The 17,545-nt window shown below is 47.5% G+C and carries 16 protein-coding genes; 5 read left to right on the top strand and 11 right to left on the bottom strand.

What is annotated here, in order from left to right; translation table 11 throughout:
• Window positions 1-28: 28 nt before the first annotated feature.
• Genes H5T88_07255 through H5T88_07270 form a run of 4 tightly spaced genes read left to right on the top strand, consistent with a single transcriptional unit; the run spans window position 29 to window position 4,649 of the window.
• Complete coding sequence (locus H5T88_07255) at window positions 29-877, top strand: glycine--tRNA ligase subunit alpha (protein ID MBC7330139.1); 849 nt, start codon at window positions 29-31, stop codon at window positions 875-877.
• Entirely contained in the window at window positions 878-2,941 is a 2,064-nt protein-coding gene (locus tag H5T88_07260; protein MBC7330140.1) for a glycine--tRNA ligase subunit beta, read from the top strand.
• Between the two features lie 5 nt (window positions 2,942-2,946).
• Window positions 2,947-4,002 carry a deoxyguanosinetriphosphate triphosphohydrolase gene (locus H5T88_07265; protein MBC7330141.1) on the top strand — a complete coding sequence of 352 codons (1,056 nt, stop codon included), beginning with the start codon at window positions 2,947-2,949 and terminating at the stop codon, window positions 4,000-4,002.
• Window positions 3,999-4,649, top strand: a complete 651-nt coding sequence (locus H5T88_07270) for a hypothetical protein (GenBank protein MBC7330142.1) — start codon at window positions 3,999-4,001, stop codon at window positions 4,647-4,649. The genes H5T88_07265 and H5T88_07270 overlap by 4 nt, the downstream gene beginning before the upstream one ends.
• Here H5T88_07270 and H5T88_07275 read toward each other — a convergent pair.
• From H5T88_07275 to H5T88_07325, 11 genes are all read right to left on the bottom strand, one after another.
• Window positions 4,646-5,941: an NCS2 family permease gene (locus H5T88_07275; GenBank protein MBC7330143.1), complete on the bottom strand. Its 1,296-nt coding sequence runs from the start codon at window positions 5,939-5,941 to the stop codon at window positions 4,646-4,648. The genes H5T88_07270 and H5T88_07275 overlap by 4 nt on opposite strands.
• An 11-nt stretch (window positions 5,942-5,952) precedes the next feature.
• Window positions 5,953-6,999 (bottom strand): recombinase RecA, encoded by a 1,047-nt coding sequence (recA, locus tag H5T88_07280; GenBank protein MBC7330144.1) that lies wholly within the window; start codon window positions 6,997-6,999, stop codon window positions 5,953-5,955.
• Between the two features lie 302 nt (window positions 7,000-7,301).
• Entirely contained in the window at window positions 7,302-7,880 is a 579-nt protein-coding gene (gene thpR, locus H5T88_07285) for an RNA 2',3'-cyclic phosphodiesterase (protein ID MBC7330145.1), read from the bottom strand.
• Window positions 7,853-9,097 (bottom strand): competence/damage-inducible protein A, encoded by a 1,245-nt coding sequence (locus tag H5T88_07290; protein ID MBC7330146.1) that lies wholly within the window; start codon window positions 9,095-9,097, stop codon window positions 7,853-7,855. The genes thpR and H5T88_07290 overlap by 28 nt, the downstream gene beginning before the upstream one ends.
• Window positions 9,097-10,479, bottom strand: coding sequence for a sulfatase (locus H5T88_07295; protein MBC7330147.1), 1,383 nt, complete (start codon window positions 10,477-10,479; stop codon window positions 9,097-9,099). Before H5T88_07295 ends, H5T88_07290 begins: the two co-directional genes overlap by 1 nt.
• A 385-nt stretch (window positions 10,480-10,864) precedes the next feature.
• Window positions 10,865-11,452: a recombination protein RecR gene (gene recR, locus H5T88_07300; protein ID MBC7330148.1), complete on the bottom strand. Its 588-nt coding sequence runs from the start codon at window positions 11,450-11,452 to the stop codon at window positions 10,865-10,867.
• A 2-nt stretch (window positions 11,453-11,454) separates the two neighbouring features.
• The gene (locus H5T88_07305) at window positions 11,455-11,772 is read right to left on the bottom strand and encodes a YbaB/EbfC family nucleoid-associated protein (GenBank protein ID MBC7330149.1); all 318 of its coding nucleotides are present in this window, start codon (window positions 11,770-11,772) and stop codon (window positions 11,455-11,457) included.
• A gap of 22 nt (window positions 11,773-11,794) precedes the next feature.
• Window positions 11,795-12,280, bottom strand: a complete 486-nt coding sequence (ilvN, locus tag H5T88_07310; GenBank protein MBC7330150.1) for an acetolactate synthase small subunit — start codon at window positions 12,278-12,280, stop codon at window positions 11,795-11,797.
• Window positions 12,281-12,290: 10 nt separating this feature from the next.
• Entirely contained in the window at window positions 12,291-13,961 is a 1,671-nt protein-coding gene (gene ilvB / locus H5T88_07315) for a biosynthetic-type acetolactate synthase large subunit (GenBank protein MBC7330151.1), read from the bottom strand.
• The gene (gene ilvD / locus H5T88_07320; GenBank protein MBC7330152.1) at window positions 13,958-15,616 is read right to left on the bottom strand and encodes a dihydroxy-acid dehydratase; all 1,659 of its coding nucleotides are present in this window, start codon (window positions 15,614-15,616) and stop codon (window positions 13,958-13,960) included. Before ilvD ends, ilvB begins: the two co-directional genes overlap by 4 nt.
• 30 nt (window positions 15,617-15,646) lie before the next feature.
• Entirely contained in the window at window positions 15,647-16,519 is an 873-nt protein-coding gene (locus H5T88_07325; GenBank protein MBC7330153.1) for an ATP phosphoribosyltransferase, read from the bottom strand.
• Between the two features lie 267 nt (window positions 16,520-16,786).
• Here H5T88_07325 and H5T88_07330 point away from each other — a divergent pair, with 267 nt between their 5' ends.
• A complete protein-coding gene (locus tag H5T88_07330) occupies window positions 16,787-17,533 on the top strand; it encodes a hypothetical protein (protein MBC7330154.1) in 747 nt (248 codons plus the stop codon).
• Window positions 17,534-17,545 lie beyond the last annotated feature (12 nt).

The following is a 17,545-nucleotide window of genomic DNA, read 5'->3' on the forward strand; positions in this document are numbered from 1 at the left end:
CAAAAATCTTGTATAATTAAAAAACCAGATGGAATTCCAGACCCTTCTTCGAAAGTTGGACGAGTTTTGGATTAATCAAGGTTGCCTCATCCTCCAACCTTACGATGTAGAGGTTGGAGCGGGAACTATGCATCCCGCCACTTTCTTCGGCGCCCTTGGCGATTATCCTTGGCGCGTCGCCTATGTCCAGCCCTCCCGCAGACCACAAGACGGTCGCTACGCCCAGAATCCCAATCGCTTGCAAAGATATTATCAGTATCAGGTCATCGTTAAGCCCGCACCCCACGATATCCAAAACATCTACCTTGATAGCCTTGAATTCTTGGGCATCCACCTCAAAAAACACGAAGTTCGCTTCATAGAAGACGATTGGGAATCCCCTACACTCGGCGCCTCGGGCGTCGGATGGGAGGTCTGGCTTGACGGATTGGAAATCACGCAGTTCACCTACTTCCAACAAATGGGCGGAGTGGAGCTATCTACCATCTCCGTTGAGATAACCTACGGACCGGAAAGGCTCGCTATGTATCTTCAAAAAAGCGATTCCATTTTGGATATTGAATGGGGAAGAGGAATTAAATATGGAGATATCCACACCGCTATGGAAGTAGAACACTGCAAATACAACTTTGAATTGGCTGATATCTCTTCCCTCCTCTCCCTCTTCAACCATTATGAGAAGGAAGCCCACTCGCTTTTAGACAAGAAATTGATATTCCCAAGCTATGACTTGGCTCTTAAATGCTCCCATATCTTCAATATCCTTGATGCGAGAGGAGCGCTAAGCGTTACAGAAAGAGCTTCCTTTATAGATAGAGTGCGAGCGATTGCAAATAGGTGCGCCCAACTTTACATCCAACAGGAGGCATCGGTATAAATGGATTTCCTCTGGGAAATAGGATGTGAGGAACTTCCGCCTCACTTCATTCCTCAGGCGATTAAACAATTAAAGGAAGGAGCGGAAAAGCTTCTCAATCAAAAAGACGTCTCTTTCTCAAAGATTTCCGCCTATGGAACTCCAAGACGCCTCGTCCTTTACATTGAAGATATCGCCCCAATACAAAAAGAGAAAATCTTGGAGATTAAAGGTCCTCCTTATCATATAGCATTTGATGATAAGGGAAATCCAACCCAATCTGCATTTGGTTTCGCGCGCTCCCAGGGGGTGAATGTTGACGAACTGATTGTTAAGGAGGATAAACAAGGGAAATATGTTTACGCCCTGAAAAAAGAGGCGGGACGCCCCACAGGCGAAATCTTGAAGGAAGTCTTACCGGAGCTCTTCTCCTCTGTCTTCTTGCCCAAATCTATGCGCTGGGATGCCTCAGGGCTGAGATTCATCCGTCCCGTCCGCTGGCTTCTCGCCCTCTTAGGAAATGACATCCTTGAATTGAGATTGGGCGATTTGCTCTCCTCTAATAAAACTTATTTGGAAAGATATCTCAAAGAAGAATTCACCCCTAAGAGCATTGAGGAATATTTTGAAAAATTGCGAGAGGTAGGAATAGTATTAGAACCTATTAAAAGGAGGGAAATCATCATTAATGGAGCGAATGAGCTCGCTGAAAGCGTGGGAGGAGAGATAGCTTCCAACGATGAGTTGTTGGAGAAAGTTACCTTTTTGAACGAGAAACCCCGCCCATTCCTGGGCAGGATAGATGAACGCTTCCTCCATCTGCCCAAGGAAGTTATCATAACCGCTATGCAAAGCTATCTCAACCTTTTCCCCATTGTGGATGAGGAGGGAAAGCTTCTACCCTATTTCGTTGGAGTGAGGGACGGTGATGAGGAGGGCTTGGAGAATGTAATAGAGGGATATGAGGAGGTGTTAAAAGCTCGCTTAGCGGATGCTCATTTCTTCTTCGAAGAGGATTTAAAAGTTTCCCTTGAGGAGAGAAGCAAACAGCTGAACGGGATAATCTTCCTGGGTGGATTGGGCACGATAGCGGATAAAGTGGAGAGGATGATATCCGTTATATCCTCCCTTTCCATAGATGGTGATATTAAGGAGAAAGCTATAAGGGTTGCGAGATTATGTAGAGCGGACCTAACCACGAATATGGTAAAGGAATTCCCCGACCTCCAGGGAATTATTGGCAGATGTTATGCCCTTCTCCAAGGGGAAGAGGAGGAGGTAGCGAGCGCTATTTACGAATCCTATCAATACAACCTCTCTCCCGATGGTATATGGACACCGCTCGGCAGGTTAATCAGTTTGGTGGATAAAATGGATACGCTCGTGGGCGCATTCAATCTCGGCTTACAGCCAACCGGGTCTTCAGACCCATTCGCATTGAGGAGGGCTTGCCAAACTGTAATAGATATCCTGCGGGATGAAAAGAAAATCCAGTTTAAAGATTTATTAGAAAAAGTTATACAAACTTATACAGAAAAGGGAATAGAACCAAAGGGAATGGACGAGCTGCGGGAATTCATCAAAAATAGGATTGGGCTCTCCTTGAGGGATATGGGGATAAGATACGACATCGTAAACGCCGTCTTGGCGGGAGAATTAGAGGATATAAGAGATGTCTTCCAGAGAGCTCTTGCCCTTGAGGAGCTTAGAGAGAATGAGGAGTTCATACCCGCTGTTATGGCGTCGGTCAGGTTAATTAATATACTTCGTCAGGGAGAGCGGAGGGGGGAGAAAATAAGGGAAGAAGTGAAGGAGGAACTGCTTCTCCTCCCCGAGGAAAAAGAGCTTTATGAGCAGGGGAGAAAAGTCAGGGAAAAAGTGGAGGAACTCAGGCAAAATGAGGATTACAAATCCATTTTCCTTGAGCTTTCTTCTCTAAAGGATTTGATAAATAGATTCTTTGATAAGGTTTTGGTTATGACGGAAGATGATGAGTTGAGGGCGAATAGGCTTGCCCTCGTCAACTCAATCTGGAAGATGTTTTTCCTCTTCGGCGATTTATCTCAAATCGTTATTGAGGGATGAAAAGGATGCTCCCAAGGGAAGTTACAGAGGAGAGGGAAAAGCAATTTCTTTCTCCTTTCGCCACTCTTTCCATCAATAGCAAAGGAAGGCAAAAGCCAGAGGAGAAATGCGATATAAGAACGGATTTTCAGCGGGATAGAGACAGGATTATCCACAGCAAGGCATTTAGACGGTTAAAGCACAAAACGCAGGTATTCATCGCTCCCGAGGGAGACCATTATCGCACCCGCTTAACCCATACGCTTGAGGTCTCCCAAATAGCCCGAACGGTGGGAAGAGCACTAAGGCTTAACGAGGATTTAATTGAAGCGATTTCCTTGGCTCACGACATCGGGCACACCCCCTTCGGGCACGCCGGGGAGGATGCACTGGATTCCATAATCAAAAAATATATTCCATCGGCAAGCTTCCGCCATAACGAGCAAGGATTGAGAGTGGTTGATTTCCTTGAGAAAAACGGAGAGGGATTGAATCTGACCTATGAAGTAAGGGAGGGCATCCTCTATCACAGCAAGGGGATGGAGGATTTGCGGAAGGCTTTAAGGGAAAAAGGAAAAGTTACTTTAGAGGCGCAAGTCGTGATGGTCGCCGACCGCATAGCGTATATCAATCACGACATTGATGACGCTATACGAGCGGAATTGATTAAAGAGGAGGATATCCCTCAAGAATGTTTACATATATTGGGAAGAACTCATTCAGAAAGAATCGGAAAAATGGTACGAGATGTCATAAGGGAGAGCGAGGGGAAACCCTATATAGCTCTCTCCGAGGAAATCCTCAATGCTATGGAGCTGATGAAGAACTTCCTTTACGAAACCGTTTACCGGCATCCCCTTATTTTACAGGAATTGGAGAAAGCGAAGAGATTGCTATATCAGCTTTTTGAATTCTATATGGAAAACCCTTCTCTCCTCCCCGCCTTCCTCCAGCCAGAGGAGGCAAAACAAGAGGATATCGCGAGGGCGGTATGTGATTTCATAGCGGGGATGACCGACCACTATGCCTATAGAATGTTCGCCACTCATCTTCTGCCCCATAGATGGGAGGAAGGGATATGAAGAGATTATTATGGGATGTATCCCACAGCGAATTCAGCATAACAGACCACTATTACTTCTCGAAGCTTGAGAATTACCTCAAGCAATGGGGAGTGGAATTAGAGGAGAGGGAAGAGCCTTTGACTTTAAAAAGGCTTTCTAAATACGATATTCTCGTCCTCTGCTATCCAGAAAAGCCCTTCAATCTGCGGGAAAGAAGGGCTATAAGGAGATTCTTAGAGAGGGGCGGAAAAGTGATAATAGCGAGCTATTATCGCTGCTCGGATAGGGTTGCCACCATCTGCAATAGCCTCACAGCAGAGTTGGGTATTAAGTTCCACGAAGATGAGGTCTTAGACCCCGTCAACTGCTTGGATAACGACCCTCTTTTATTATTGACATCCAGAATATCCCCGAAATTGAAGGGCATTTCCCGCGTATTCTTCCCCTGCAGTGCTTCTTTGGAGATAGAGGAGGGAATAGAGCCTTTGATTTTGGGTGAGGAAACCGCCCGCAGCGCGGTGCGGGGAGGGGAAGTGATTTTATCCGCAAGGGTGAGAGTGGGTAAAGGAGAGCTCGTAGCGCTCGGCACCTGCGTTTTCTGGGATAATTTCGCGATAGAGAAATTTGACAACCTCAAGCTTTGCGAGATTTTGCTCTCAACTTAATAGATGATAAAGGAAACCACGAAAATCAAGGAGATAATGAACATCAAGGGGTGGACTTCCCTCGCCTTGCCGAGGAGGAGCTTGACGAGGGAATAAGCGATGAAGCCGTAGCCAATCCCGTGAGAGATGCTGTAGGTTAAAGGGATGGTAAGGAGAATCACGAAGGAAGGGAAAGCCTCTTCTATATCATTCCAAGGTATATCCTTGACAACCGTCATCATCAGAAAACCTACTATTATGAGGGCAGGCGCAACAGCCTCGCTTGGAACTATTGAGAGAAGGGGAGCGAAGAAGGCAGTTATTATAAAGAGTATCGCAACGACAAGGGAAACAAGACCAGTTTTTCCTCCTTCCCCTACCCCAGCAGCCGATTCAATATAAGTCGTGACCGAGGAGGCGCTACATAGGGCTCCCCACATCGCTGCGAGGGAATCAACGAGTAATACTCTATTTAGCCGAGGGAGCTTTCCATCTGGTGTGAGAAATCCTCCCTGCCCTCCTACCCCTATCACCGTCCCCATCGTATCAAAGAAATCCGTTATGAGAAAAGCGAAGATTATAGGGATAAGAGCCAAGTTGAGGGCGGAAGCTATGTCCAGCTTGGCGAAAGTCTCAAAACTGGGAATGGAGAAAACCTGCTCGGGGAACCTGGCTAAACCCAAAGGTATCGCCACTATCGTTGATATTATTATCCCCAGTAAAATCGCTCCCCTGATATTTTTGGCCATCAAAAAAGCGGTTAGAAAGAGACCGAAAAGGGAGAGAAGGGTTCCCTTTGACTTTATGGTGCCGAAAGTTACGAGGGTTGCTGGGGAAGAGACTACGAGATGCGCATCCTTCAGCCCTATGAAAGCTATGAGTAATCCTATCCCTACGCTTATAGCCCTCTTTAAAGAGAGGGGAATCGCGTTCATAACCATCTCCCTCACCCTCGTGAGAACGAAGAGCGTTACTATTAACCCCTCAATAAAAATCACTCCCATACCGGTTTGCCAGCTATATCCCATCTTCTTGCAAACTTCAAATGCGAGGAAGGCGTTTAATCCCATCCCAGGGGCGAGGGCAAAGGGATAGTTTGCCCATAGTCCCATAGCCAATGTGGGGATGGCAGCTGCGAGGGCGGTCATCCCGATAGTCGCGGTGAGGGGTAGCCCGGCGTTCTCAAGGATATGGGGGTTAGCGAAGACGATGTAGGACATCGTCATAAATGTTGTCAAGCCAGCGATTATTTCTGTACGAAGATTGGAACCTGCCTCTTCAACCTTGAAGAAGGAAAGCAATTTATCCCGCATAGATGGCTATTTTATTCGGTTTCCTCTCCAAGGAAGGGCAAGGTACTCTCGCCAATCAACCACTTCGGCTGAAGTCTCCCCTCCGTCAACTCCTTTCTTATCTTCTGCTCAAGCGATTGGAGAATGTCGGGATGCTCAATGAGATAATTCCTCGCAGATTCCTTTCCCTGTCCAATCCGTTGGTCGCCGAGAGTATACCAGCTCCCGCTCTTGGTTATGTAGCCGATTGCTACAGCGGTTTCCAAAACATCTCCCACCTTATCTATACCAGACCCGAATAGGATATCAAATTCCGCCGTTCGGAAGGGGGGAGCAAGCTTGTTCTTAACGACCTTAGCCCTTACCCTTATGCCCACATTTTCCGCTCCTCGTTTTATATTATCAATCTTCCTCATATCAATCCGAACGGAAGACCAGAACTTCAAAGCTCTTCCTCCTGGAGTGGTCTCGGGGTTGCCGAAGAGAACGCCAATCTTCTCCCTCACCTGATTGATGAACACACAAGCAGTGCGGGATTTGGAAACGGAACCGCTTATCTTCCTCAAAGCCTGCGACATCAATCTTGCTTGCAAACCCATATGAGCATCCCCCATCTCCCCCTCAATCTCAGCCCGCGGAACTAGCGCCGCTACGGAATCCACAACTATCACATCCACCGCCCCGCTTCGCACCAAAACATCCACTATCTCCAAAGCCTGCTCACCGGTATCCGGCTGAGAGACGAGGAGATTGTCAATATCTATTCCCAGTTTCTTTGCATAGAAGGGGTCTAAGGCATGCTCGGCATCAAGGAAAGCGGCGTTTCCTCCCAACTTCTGTGCCTCAGCGATGATATGAAGGGCGAGGGTTGTTTTTCCAGAAGCCTCCTGCCCATATATCTCGCTTATCCTCCCTCGGGGAATTCCACCAATCCCCAACGCTATATCCAAAGCAAGGGAACCTGTGGGGATGACATCAACCGCTAAGCGGGTAGCCTCCCCAAGACGCATAATCGCTCCCTTGCCGAACTGCTTCTCCACTTGGGATAGCGCCAACTCAAGTGCCTTTTCCTTATCCATATCTCTCACTTCCTTTTCATGATATCAATTAAAAATTTAGACCATCTATATGAACTTGTCAACTCATTTGACTGCTTGCGCCTAAAGTAGAACTTGAGAACACTACCTACCTCACAAATAACCACTTTGGCGTTTTTAGTGAGGGGACAAACCAGGGAAGACTTTTAGAGTTTAAGTTCTCAAAATTCGCTTCTTCAAGTATCCCTCTTGCTCTCTCCTTAGACAATTATGACGAAGTAATGCTTCAAAGGCATCGGTGGCAAGCACAAAGCCATCGGTGATATTGAAAATTTATGAGAAATTCACCCTCTCTTGAATTCTACCTCATAGATGATTGAGTATTGGGGTCCTTGTGGGAGGAGGATGCTTCGCATAAGCGTCATCTTCTCCGCCATCATCTCGCCTATGTGAACATCGCCTACCTCGCCCATAAGCTTCGTCAATTGTCCCAGATTCCTGGGGGAACGCACCCTCCCCAATGTCAGATGAAAGGAGAAGGGCTTCTCAGGAGGTATTCCAATCTCCCTAATTCCTGTCTCCAAATCCTCCGCTATTTTGGAAAGGGAATCTCCTTCTCCACCAATCCAAATGACCCTTGGACGCTTCAAATCAGGGAACGCACCCACCCCCTTGAAAACAAGCCTTTGCGGGCTAAACCTCCCCGCCACATCCTCCATCAATCTCTTCACTCTTTCAACCTTAGCCTCTTCTATCTCCCCTAAGAAGCGAAGCGTTATATGAAGGTTTTCCCTCTCCACCCATTTTACATCAGCATTCGCCTTCCTCAATCTATTCTGAATCTCAACCGCCTTCTCCTTTACCTCCTCGGAAAGGAGAACCGCTATGAAGCATCTTATCTTTTGGGATGTCTTATCAGCCATCTTCTCACCATATCCAAAGCGGTTTGTGAGGAGCGCCAGCGAACCATCTCTCTATCCCCAGGGAATATATTCCTTTGGCAAATCGTCTCCTCGGGAGTTGCCAGCGCTATATAAACCAAGCCAACGGGTTTCTCAGGCGTCCCGCCAGTGGGACCAGCTATCCCAGTTATTCCCACTCCCAAATCCGCTTTTATCACTCTTCTCGCTCCCTCAGCCATCTGCCTCGCCACTTGCTCGCTCACCGCTCCATATCTCTTCAAATCTTCCTCATTCACCCCTAAAACATCCCTCTTAACCTCGTTAGCATAAGATATCACCCCCCCGAGAAAATAATCCGAGCTTCCCGATATCTTCGTTATCCTATAGCCCAAAAGCCCGCCAGTGCAGGACTCAGCAACCGCCAATGTCAACCCCCTTTCCCTCAACATCCTCCCCACTACCTCTTCCAATTCCTCCTCGTCAACCCCATATATATCCTCCCCAAGCCTCTCCCTCACCTTCCTCTCATACTCCTCCACCATCTTCTTCGCCGATTCCTCATCCCCCTTTGCTGTTATTACGAGATGAACCTCTCCCGTTTTCGCAAAAGGAGCGAGGGATGGATGACCTTGAGGAGCCATCAAATCTTGCAATGCCTCCTCAACATAGGATTCCGGTCTCCCCACAACCCTCAATGTTTTATGGATTATCACATCGCCGGGATTCTTCTCCCTCAAATATGGTTTCACCACCCCTTCAACCATTGGGATGAGCTCGGAGGGTGGTCCGGGAAGGGCTATGATTATCTTATCGTCTTTCTCCAAGATGAAGCCGGGGGCGGTGCCTACCTTGTTTTCAATAGGGGCAGCCCCCTCCGGAAGATAAGCCTGCTTCAAATTTATCTCAGCCATCCTTACTCCCCTTCGCCTGAAGAACTCCCTTATCTTCTCCGCAAGCTCCTCTTTGAAAACCAAGGAAATTCCCAAGGCTTCGCAAATTGCCTCCCTCGTCAAGTCGTCGCTCGTTGGTCCGAGCCCTCCCACTGTTATCACCACATCACAACGAGAAAGAGCCCCTCTTAACACATCCACTATTTCCTCCAAACTATCTACAACCGCTGACTTCCTCAACACTGTTATACCGCATTCCATAAGGATTCTTCCCAAATAGGCAGAGTTCGTATCTATTGTCCTTCCAGAGAGTATCTCGCTCCCGATGGAGACTATCTCCGCCTTCATCACAACCTCCTTTGCTGAATGTATTCCTCCTTCGTATCCCATTCCCTAAGATACGCGATATATTTTTCAAAAAGCTCCTCCGCTTTGGCTCTGTAGTCATCTATTACATTTATTTCCTCATTGGGGTCAGAGGGAAGGTGATAGAGCTCGGGATGCATATCTCCCGCTCCTACGATGAGAGCCCATACGCCATCTGTTATCGTGCTTGGCTTTAGCCTCCAAGCATACTTAGCCCAATTATAGGGATTGAGGGAGACCCTCTCCTCCGCGGCTGGTCCATGTATTATCGCCCAAGATGAAACAGCGATTTCTCTTCCCTTTTCCTTTCCTTCAATTATCGGGAGAAGCGATTTTCCCTGAACGGTTTGGGGAATCTCAACTCCGGCGAGCTCCAAGATTGTTGGCATCAAATCGGGAGGCTGAGTCAGGGCGTCTACTTTAAGATGTTTCCCTTGAGGGAAGCGAATGAACAAGGGAATCTCTCTCACCTCACGATAAAGCTTCGTTATCTTCCCCACCAAATTATGCTCGCCCAGATAGAATCCGTGGTCGGTTGTAAAGACAATGACCGTATTATCCAAAAGCCCCAAATCCTCAATCTTACCAAGCAACTTCCCTATCCATTTATCAACCATCGTCGCTTCCCCAGAATATAGGGCACGCATATGCTTCAATTCCTCCTTCGTCAGATAGTCCGCCGGACCATAAACGGGATAGATTACCTCTTCGCCTTTATAATCCGGGTCGTAGAGGTCTACATACCACTTTGGAGGGTCCCATGGCTCGTGAGGGTCAAAGGTATCAATATAGAGGAAGAATTTCCCATCTCTATAATTCTCCTCAAGCCAGTGGATGGCTTCAATCATAGTTTGGGCGCAGAAATAATCCTCCTCATATTTCCTATGATGGACATTGCGAAGATATTGGGTCACCGTTCTCGTTGTATCCCTTAGTTTCTCAGGTGAGCAGGGGAGTTTGACATCCTTTGGGGCAGTGCGATATCTATCGTTCTCCTGCCCTCTTATCCAGGTCCATGCGGAAAATCCCCTCGCGTAGTTGTAGCCCTGATTCATAAGATGGGGAGTATCTACGATGAACATCGTTGTATAGCCGGCTGACGTAAGCAGTTGGGAGAGGACGATTTCCTCTTGAGATAAGGGAGCCCAGTCGGTGTAGGTGAAGGTGAATTTGCCGGTGAAAAGGTCCCGTCGGTTGGGGATGGTGGGGAATGAGGCAGTGAAATGTTTCATAAATACAACCGATTCCTTAGCGAGCTTATCCAAGTTGGGGGTTTGCGTTTTGAGGGAACGATTTCCATAGAAAGAGAGGTTGTCTCTTCTAAATGTATCGGAGACGATAACGATAAAGTTTAAATCCTTCATAACCAATCACTCCTTTATATTGTTTTTAAGATTTTACAACTATTAACTTTTAGAGGGCAAGCTTTTTAGGTTTTAAGAGTGGTTTGAAAATTAACGGTTTTATTGTCAGCCCGGATAAAAGGGAGTGACAATCTACTCCTCTGTCATTGCTGGCATGGGTAAAGGTTTTTGAAAAATATGGTGGATTTAAAATAACGAAACACAAAATGGCTCATATAAAAATCTATATCCAAAGAAGCGAGTCCGACAAAGGAGGACCTGACAATTTCATTCCTTGACCATGATTAAATACGAGATTGCTTCGTCGCTTCGCTCCTCCCAATGAGAAAAAATCCCCCTAACAAGGACAGAAAAGAGTTATATGCTCTTAAAAAACCTTCCTTTTCTAAACTTCCCTTCTTCCTTCCAAAGATTTTATAAGAGTCGCTGGGTCGGCGTAATCAAGCTCGCCTCCAACGGGAATCCCTGGCGCTATCCTCGTTACCTTCACTCCCAAAGGCTTCAAGAGATTCGCCAAATATAGCGTCGTCGCCTCACCCTCAACTGTGGGATTTAAAGCCAATATCACCTCCCTCACCCCCTCCAACCTTCCCAAAAGTTCCCTTATCCGCAACTGCTCCGGTCCTATCCCATCTATAGGAGATAAAACCCCGCCCAAAACATGATACAATCCCTTGTATTCCCTCGTATTCTCAATTGCCATAATATCCTTTGAATCCGACACTACGCAGATTATCCCCTTATCCCTTTGAGGGTCGGAGCATATATCGCAAATTTCCCCATCGGTGTAATTCCCGCAAATCGCACAGGTTTTCACGCTTTCCCTCGCCCTCTTTATCACCTCAGCCAATTCCCTCGCCTCTTCCAGCGGCATCCTTATGATATAAAGGGCGAGCCGAGTCGCCGTCTTAGGACCAATCCCTGGGAGCTTTGAAAGAGCTCCAATCAGATTGTTTAGACTCTTGCTCGGCATTCTTAAAAGGGCAATATTCCTCCCGTGAATTGCGAAAGAACTTCAGCCCTTTTCTTCTCCGCTTCCTCCAATGCCTCCCTCACCGCCGCCACAACCAAATCTTGCAACATCTCAACATCGTTTGGGTCAACGACCTCTGGAGCTATCTTAATCTCCAAAAGCTCCCCTTTCCCCGAGACAACAGCTTTCACCATTCCTCCACCAGCGCTCGCCTCTATCCTCTGTTGCGCTAATTCCTCCTCCACTTTCTGCAATTCCTCCATCATCTTCTTATACTGCTTGGCGAAGGAAGCTCCTAATGGTCCCAATGATTTGAACATATCCTTCATTTATTTCACCTCCCTAAAGGGATTGTAGACCCCTCGCCATTACTATCTTTCCCGTCCTAACTATCTCCTTAATTCCGTAGGGACGAACGAGAGAGATAAAGGCATCCACTTTCTCCACATCACCCGTTATCTCTATCACCATTGAGTTCTCCCCAACATCAACTACAGTCGCCCTAAATATATGGGTTAAATCAAGGATTTCCCTCCTCGCCTGGGCTGTCGCTTCAACCTTAACTAAAGCGAGTTCCCTTTCAAGCGTGGGCGCGAAGGTATAATCTATCACCTTTATCACATCTATCAGCTTGTTGAGCTGCTTGCTTATCTGCTCAATCATCCTTTCCTCTCCATCTACAACGATTGTCATTCGGGATATAGTTGGGTCTTGGGTGATGTTTACAGCCAGGCTCTCTATATTGAACCCTCTCCTTTTGAAGAGCCCAGCAACCCTCGCTAAAACTCCCGGTCTATTTTCAACCAAAACGGACAATGTATGTCTCATTCACCTCACCTCAATCCACTAACATTTTATCAATTGAACCGCCTGCTGGCACCATTGGTAGAACCTTCTCCTCAGGTGCGATTATGAAATCAATTATGCAGGGGCGGTCTTTCACCTCAAGAGCTTTTCTTATGGCATCTTCTATCTCGCTTGTTCTTGTGACTCGTATTCCAACGCAGCCGTAAGCGTCGGCGAGCTTGACGAAATCGGGAGCGGTGATTTGGGTGAAGGAATATCTGCGATTCCAGAAGAGCTCCTGCCATTGTCTAACCATTCCAAGATAGCCGTTATTTAAGATGGCTATTTTTATGGGAAGCCTCTGCTGAACGGCGGTCGCGAGCTCCTGAATGTTCATCTGGATGCTGCCGTCTCCAGCTATATCAAAGACGATTGCATCGGGACGCGCTATCTGAACGCCGATGGCGGCAGGTAAGCCGAATCCCATCGTCCCCAAACCACCGGAGGTTATGAATTGGCGAGGATACTTCGTCTTGTAAAACTGCGCCGCCCACATCTGATTCTGCCCCACCTCCGTCACTATCACCGCCTCACCATTCGTTAATTTCCAAATCGTCTCCACAACCTTCTGGGGTTTTATCACCTCGCCCTCTTCCTTATATTTGAGAGGATACTTCTGCTTCCAGTCGTTTACCCGCTCCAACCAAAGTGGGTGGCTCTTCGGCTCGACCTTCTGGACAAGCTGCTGTAGAACTCTCTTCGCATCCCCCACTATCGGAATATTAACCTGCACATTTTTCCCGATCTCCGCTGGGTCTATATCAATGTGTATCACCTGCGCCATCGTCGCAAATGTAGAGACCTTTCCCGTTGACCTATCGGAGAATCTCGCACCAACCGCTATGAGCAAGTCGCATTCGGAAACGGCGAGATTGGCTGCCACCGTTCCATGCATCCCCAATAGACCAAGGGAGAGAGGGTGTTCCTCGGGAATCGTTCCCTTGCCCATCAGGGAATGAACGACGGGAATCTGGCACTTCTCCGCTAATGCGACGACTTCCTCGGAAGCCCCCGAATTAATACATCCTCCACCCACTAAAAGAACTGGCTTCTGTGCCTCAGCTATTGCCTGTGCCGCCTTGAGAATCTGCCCCGGGTGCCCCTCATAGGTGGGGCGATAGGAACGGAGGGAAACTTTCTCTATCGGCTGATAATCTATCTCCGCAGATTGAACATCAACTGGCAAATCTATGAGAACAGGTCCCGGTCTCCCGGTTTTCGCTATATAGAAAGCCTCTTTGACGATATAGGGAAGGAGGTCAGGGTCCTTAACGAGATAATTATGCTTCGTTATAGGCATAGTTATCCCTGATATATCCGCCTCTTGGAAGGAATCCTTCCCCAGTATATCGCTTCTAACCTGACCAGTTATGGCAACGATGGGAGAGGAATCCATATAGGCGGTAGTTATCCCTGTCACGAGATTAGTGGCTCCAGGACCGGATGTGGCTATGCAAACGCCGACCTTCCCGGTAGCGCGAGCATAGCCATCGGCTGCGTGAGCTGCCCCCTGCTCGTGGCGAACGAGTATATGCCTTATTTCTTTCTCCTCATACAGGACATCGTAAAGGGGAAGAACAGCCCCTCCTGGATAGCCAAAAATGACCTCTACTCCTTCCCTCTTCATACATTCAACAAGAGCCTTAGCTGCTGTCATCCTCATTCAAGCACCGCTCCTTTCCCAGCAGATTTCACCTTCTCAGCGTATCTCCTCAGATAACCTTCCTTTATCTTCGGCTCGGGTGGACGCCAAGCTTCCCTTCTCCTCGCGAATTCTTCCTCGGATATGAGAAGGTCAATCTTCCTTCCAGGTATATCAATTAAAATTCTATCTCCCTCCTGTACCAAAGCAATCGGTCCTCCCTCCGCGGCCTCGGGTGAGATATGACCAATAGCCGCTCCCCTGGTCGCCCCTGAGAATCGTCCATCGGTGAGAAGGGCAACCTCCTCATCCAATCCCATTCCCACCAAAGCAGAGGTGGGCATCAACATCTCCCTCATCCCCGGACCTCCCTTCGGTCCCTCATACCTTATCACCACTACATCCCCACCTACAATCTTCCCGGAGAGAATCGCCTCTACAGCGGATTCCTCGTCATCAAATACCCTCGCCCTCACTTCCCTCTTCATCATCCTTTCCGAAACAGCCGCATACTTCACCACCGCACCGTCCGGAGCTAAATTCCCATGAAGAATCGCTATCCCTCCCTCCTTATGATAGGGATTCTCCACTGGTCTTATGACCTCTTCTCCCCTCCGCTCCGCCCTCTCTATTATCCTCCTCAATGGTTCGCCACTGACAGTCATACAATCCTGATTGATTACATCCACCTTTGATAGCTCTTTCAGAATAGCTGGGATTCCTCCCGCCTCGTTCAAATCCTCAATATGATGGGGACCTATTGGGTCAATTGCGCATAAGTGGGGAACCAGACGGGATATCCTATCAAAATCGTCCAGCTCCAGGGGAACCCTTGCCTCCTTGGCTATCGCCATAAGATGGAGAACAGTATTCGTTGAGCCTCCCAAAGCCATGTCAACCGCGATTGCGTTTAGGAATGCCTCTTTGGTTAAAATATCGGCGGGAGTTATGCCCAATTTCACGAGATTCATTATTGCCATCCCCGCCTTCTTCGCTAACGCCCTGCGAGCGGAGGAGGGCGCGGGAATTGTCCCATTTCCCGGCAAACCCATTCCCAAAGCCTCTGTTAAGCAGTTCATGGTATTGGCGGTGAAGGCGCCCGAACAGGAACCACAGCCGGGACAGGCAACCATCTCCAGCTCCTCCAATTCCTCCAAGGTCATCTTACCACTCTTCACCATTCCCACTGCCTCAAATACCTTGGAGAGGGAAACGGCTTGCCCCTTGAATTTTCCCGCAAGCATAGGTCCACCCGAGAGCATAATGCAAGGGATATCAAGCCTTGCAGCCGCCATAAGCATCCCTGGGACAATCTTGTCACAGCTCGCTATGAGGATAAGTCCATCAAATTGATGCGCCTTCGCCATTATCTCTACTGAATCAGCGATTACTTCCCTTGATGGCAGAGAATACTTCATCCCGATATGTCCCATCGCTATCCCATCGCATACACCTATCACTCCGAACTCAATGGGTGTTCCTCCCGCCATCCTCACTCCCGCTGCAGCAGCCTCAGCTATCTCCCGCAGATGGATATGACCGGGGATTATCTGGTTGTAAGAATTCGCTATCCCTATCAGAGGACGCTCCAGCTCCTCCTTTGTATAACCCATCGCGTAAAAAAGGCTTCTGTGGGGAGCTCTCTCCAAACCTTTCTTCGCATTATCGCTTTTCATTCGGGAAGACCTCCTTTTCTGGAGATAACCTTAGAAAACTACCTTGTTAAGCGGATACTCAACTATTCCCTGCGCTCCAGCCCTTGAGAGCTGGGGGATAAGTGAACGAGATTGGTTTTCATCTAAAACAACCTCAACAGCCACCCAATCGGGGTCAGTGAGGTTGGAAATAGTGGGATTTTTCAAAGCGGGAAGGAGTGAAATTATTTTCTCAAGATTATCTTTATGAACATTCATCTTCAAGCCCACCAATTGGGCACCATTCAAAGCTCCCTGCAGGAGCATAGCGATATCCTCTATTTTCCTCCTCTTCCACTCATCCTCCCAAGCCTTTGGATTGGCTATGAGACGGGTTGTTGACACCATTATTTCCTCAACAATGCGGAGATTGTGAGCTTTGAGGGATGAGCCCGTCTCGGTAAGCTCCACAATTGCGTCTACGAGATGGGGAACCTTCACCTCGGTTGCTCCCCAGGAGAACTCAACATCAGCGGAGACGCCGTGCTTTTCAAGATATCTTTTCGTCAAGTTGACATATTCAGTAGCTATGCGCTTTCCATCAAGGTCCTTGACGCTCTGAATGGTGGAATCCTGAGCAACAGCAAGGACAATCCTAACGGGACGGAAACCCTGTTTTGAGTAGACGAGCTCCGCTACCTCTACTACCTTCGCCGATTGCTCCTCAATCCAATCCTTGCCTGTTATTCCGGCGTCAAGGATACCCTGCTCCGTGTAGCGGGGAATCTCCTGAGCGCGGATGAGGAGAGGCGAGATTTCCTCATCATCAATGGAGGGTAGGTAAGAGCGGGGGCTCACAGAGATATTGAACCCCGCTCTCTTGAAGAGCTCAATAGTAGATTCCTGAAGACTTCCTTTAGGGATACCTAACTTGATCTGCCTCATCTGACCTCCTTTGTGCTATAAATGTAATTTTAAATTATATCAAGATAAAATCAATTCCTCAACAAAATGTATGATTCCATAGCATTTGAGACCCCTTTTCTTAGCTTTTTCTCACTTAGGTTTTTAGGTCTTTTTAAGAAAGGTCTTTAATCGTCTCATTCCATCACCTATATATTGCAATATTGTTAAAAATAGCCCGGGTAAAGACCGTCTTTCTTATTTAAATTTATTTGACATAACTCTTAACAAGTTTGTAAAATAGTATTTATGACCAAAAAGGAATTGGTTTATCAAAAAGCGAGAGAGATTCTTAAAGCCCATCCTTCTTGTTTGAAATACTCTCAGCTGTTTAAAAAACTAACGGAAGCCCTACCCGATATATCCAGGAACACAATTGCTGGCTCTTTGCATAGAATTAGGCTGGATATTCTTGAAGGGAAGATAACCGACATTGAAATTCCCGATAAAGGATTATATTGCTTTAGGGAAGGTAAACCTCCACCTCCACCTCCACCCACACCTCCACCTTCGGTAAAGGAAACCGACTTCTATAAGCCATTTGCCGAATATCTGATAAACGAGTTGGAGGAATGCACACGGGCAACACCCCTTGGTGGAAGCATTTTCGGGGATAAATGGGGAACTCCCGATGTAATAGGCGTGTACAAATTCTCCCCTCTAGACCCCATCCAACCACCGATTGAAGTCATTAGTGCGGAGATAAAGGTAGATACAAACCAATTGATAACCGCATTTGGGCAAGCATGTGCCTATAAGCTATTCAGCCACAAGGTTTACCTCGTGATTCCCAGAACAGCCGGAGAGGACATAAGCAGGATAGAATCGCTTTGTATGCGCTTCGGCATAGGGCTTATCACTTTTGATTTAAATCCCTGCGAACCTAATTTCCAAATCCGCACAAGAGCTTCAAAAAGCGAGCCCGATTATTTCTATCTAAACAAATATTTGAAAAAATTGAGTGAGAAGGCGATAAAGGAATTATTCGGCGGATGAAAACGATTGAAG

It is taken from the genome of bacterium (genome assembly GCA_014360495.1).
Taxonomy (GTDB): Bacteria; Armatimonadota; JACIXR01; order JACIXR01; family JACIXR01; genus JACIXR01.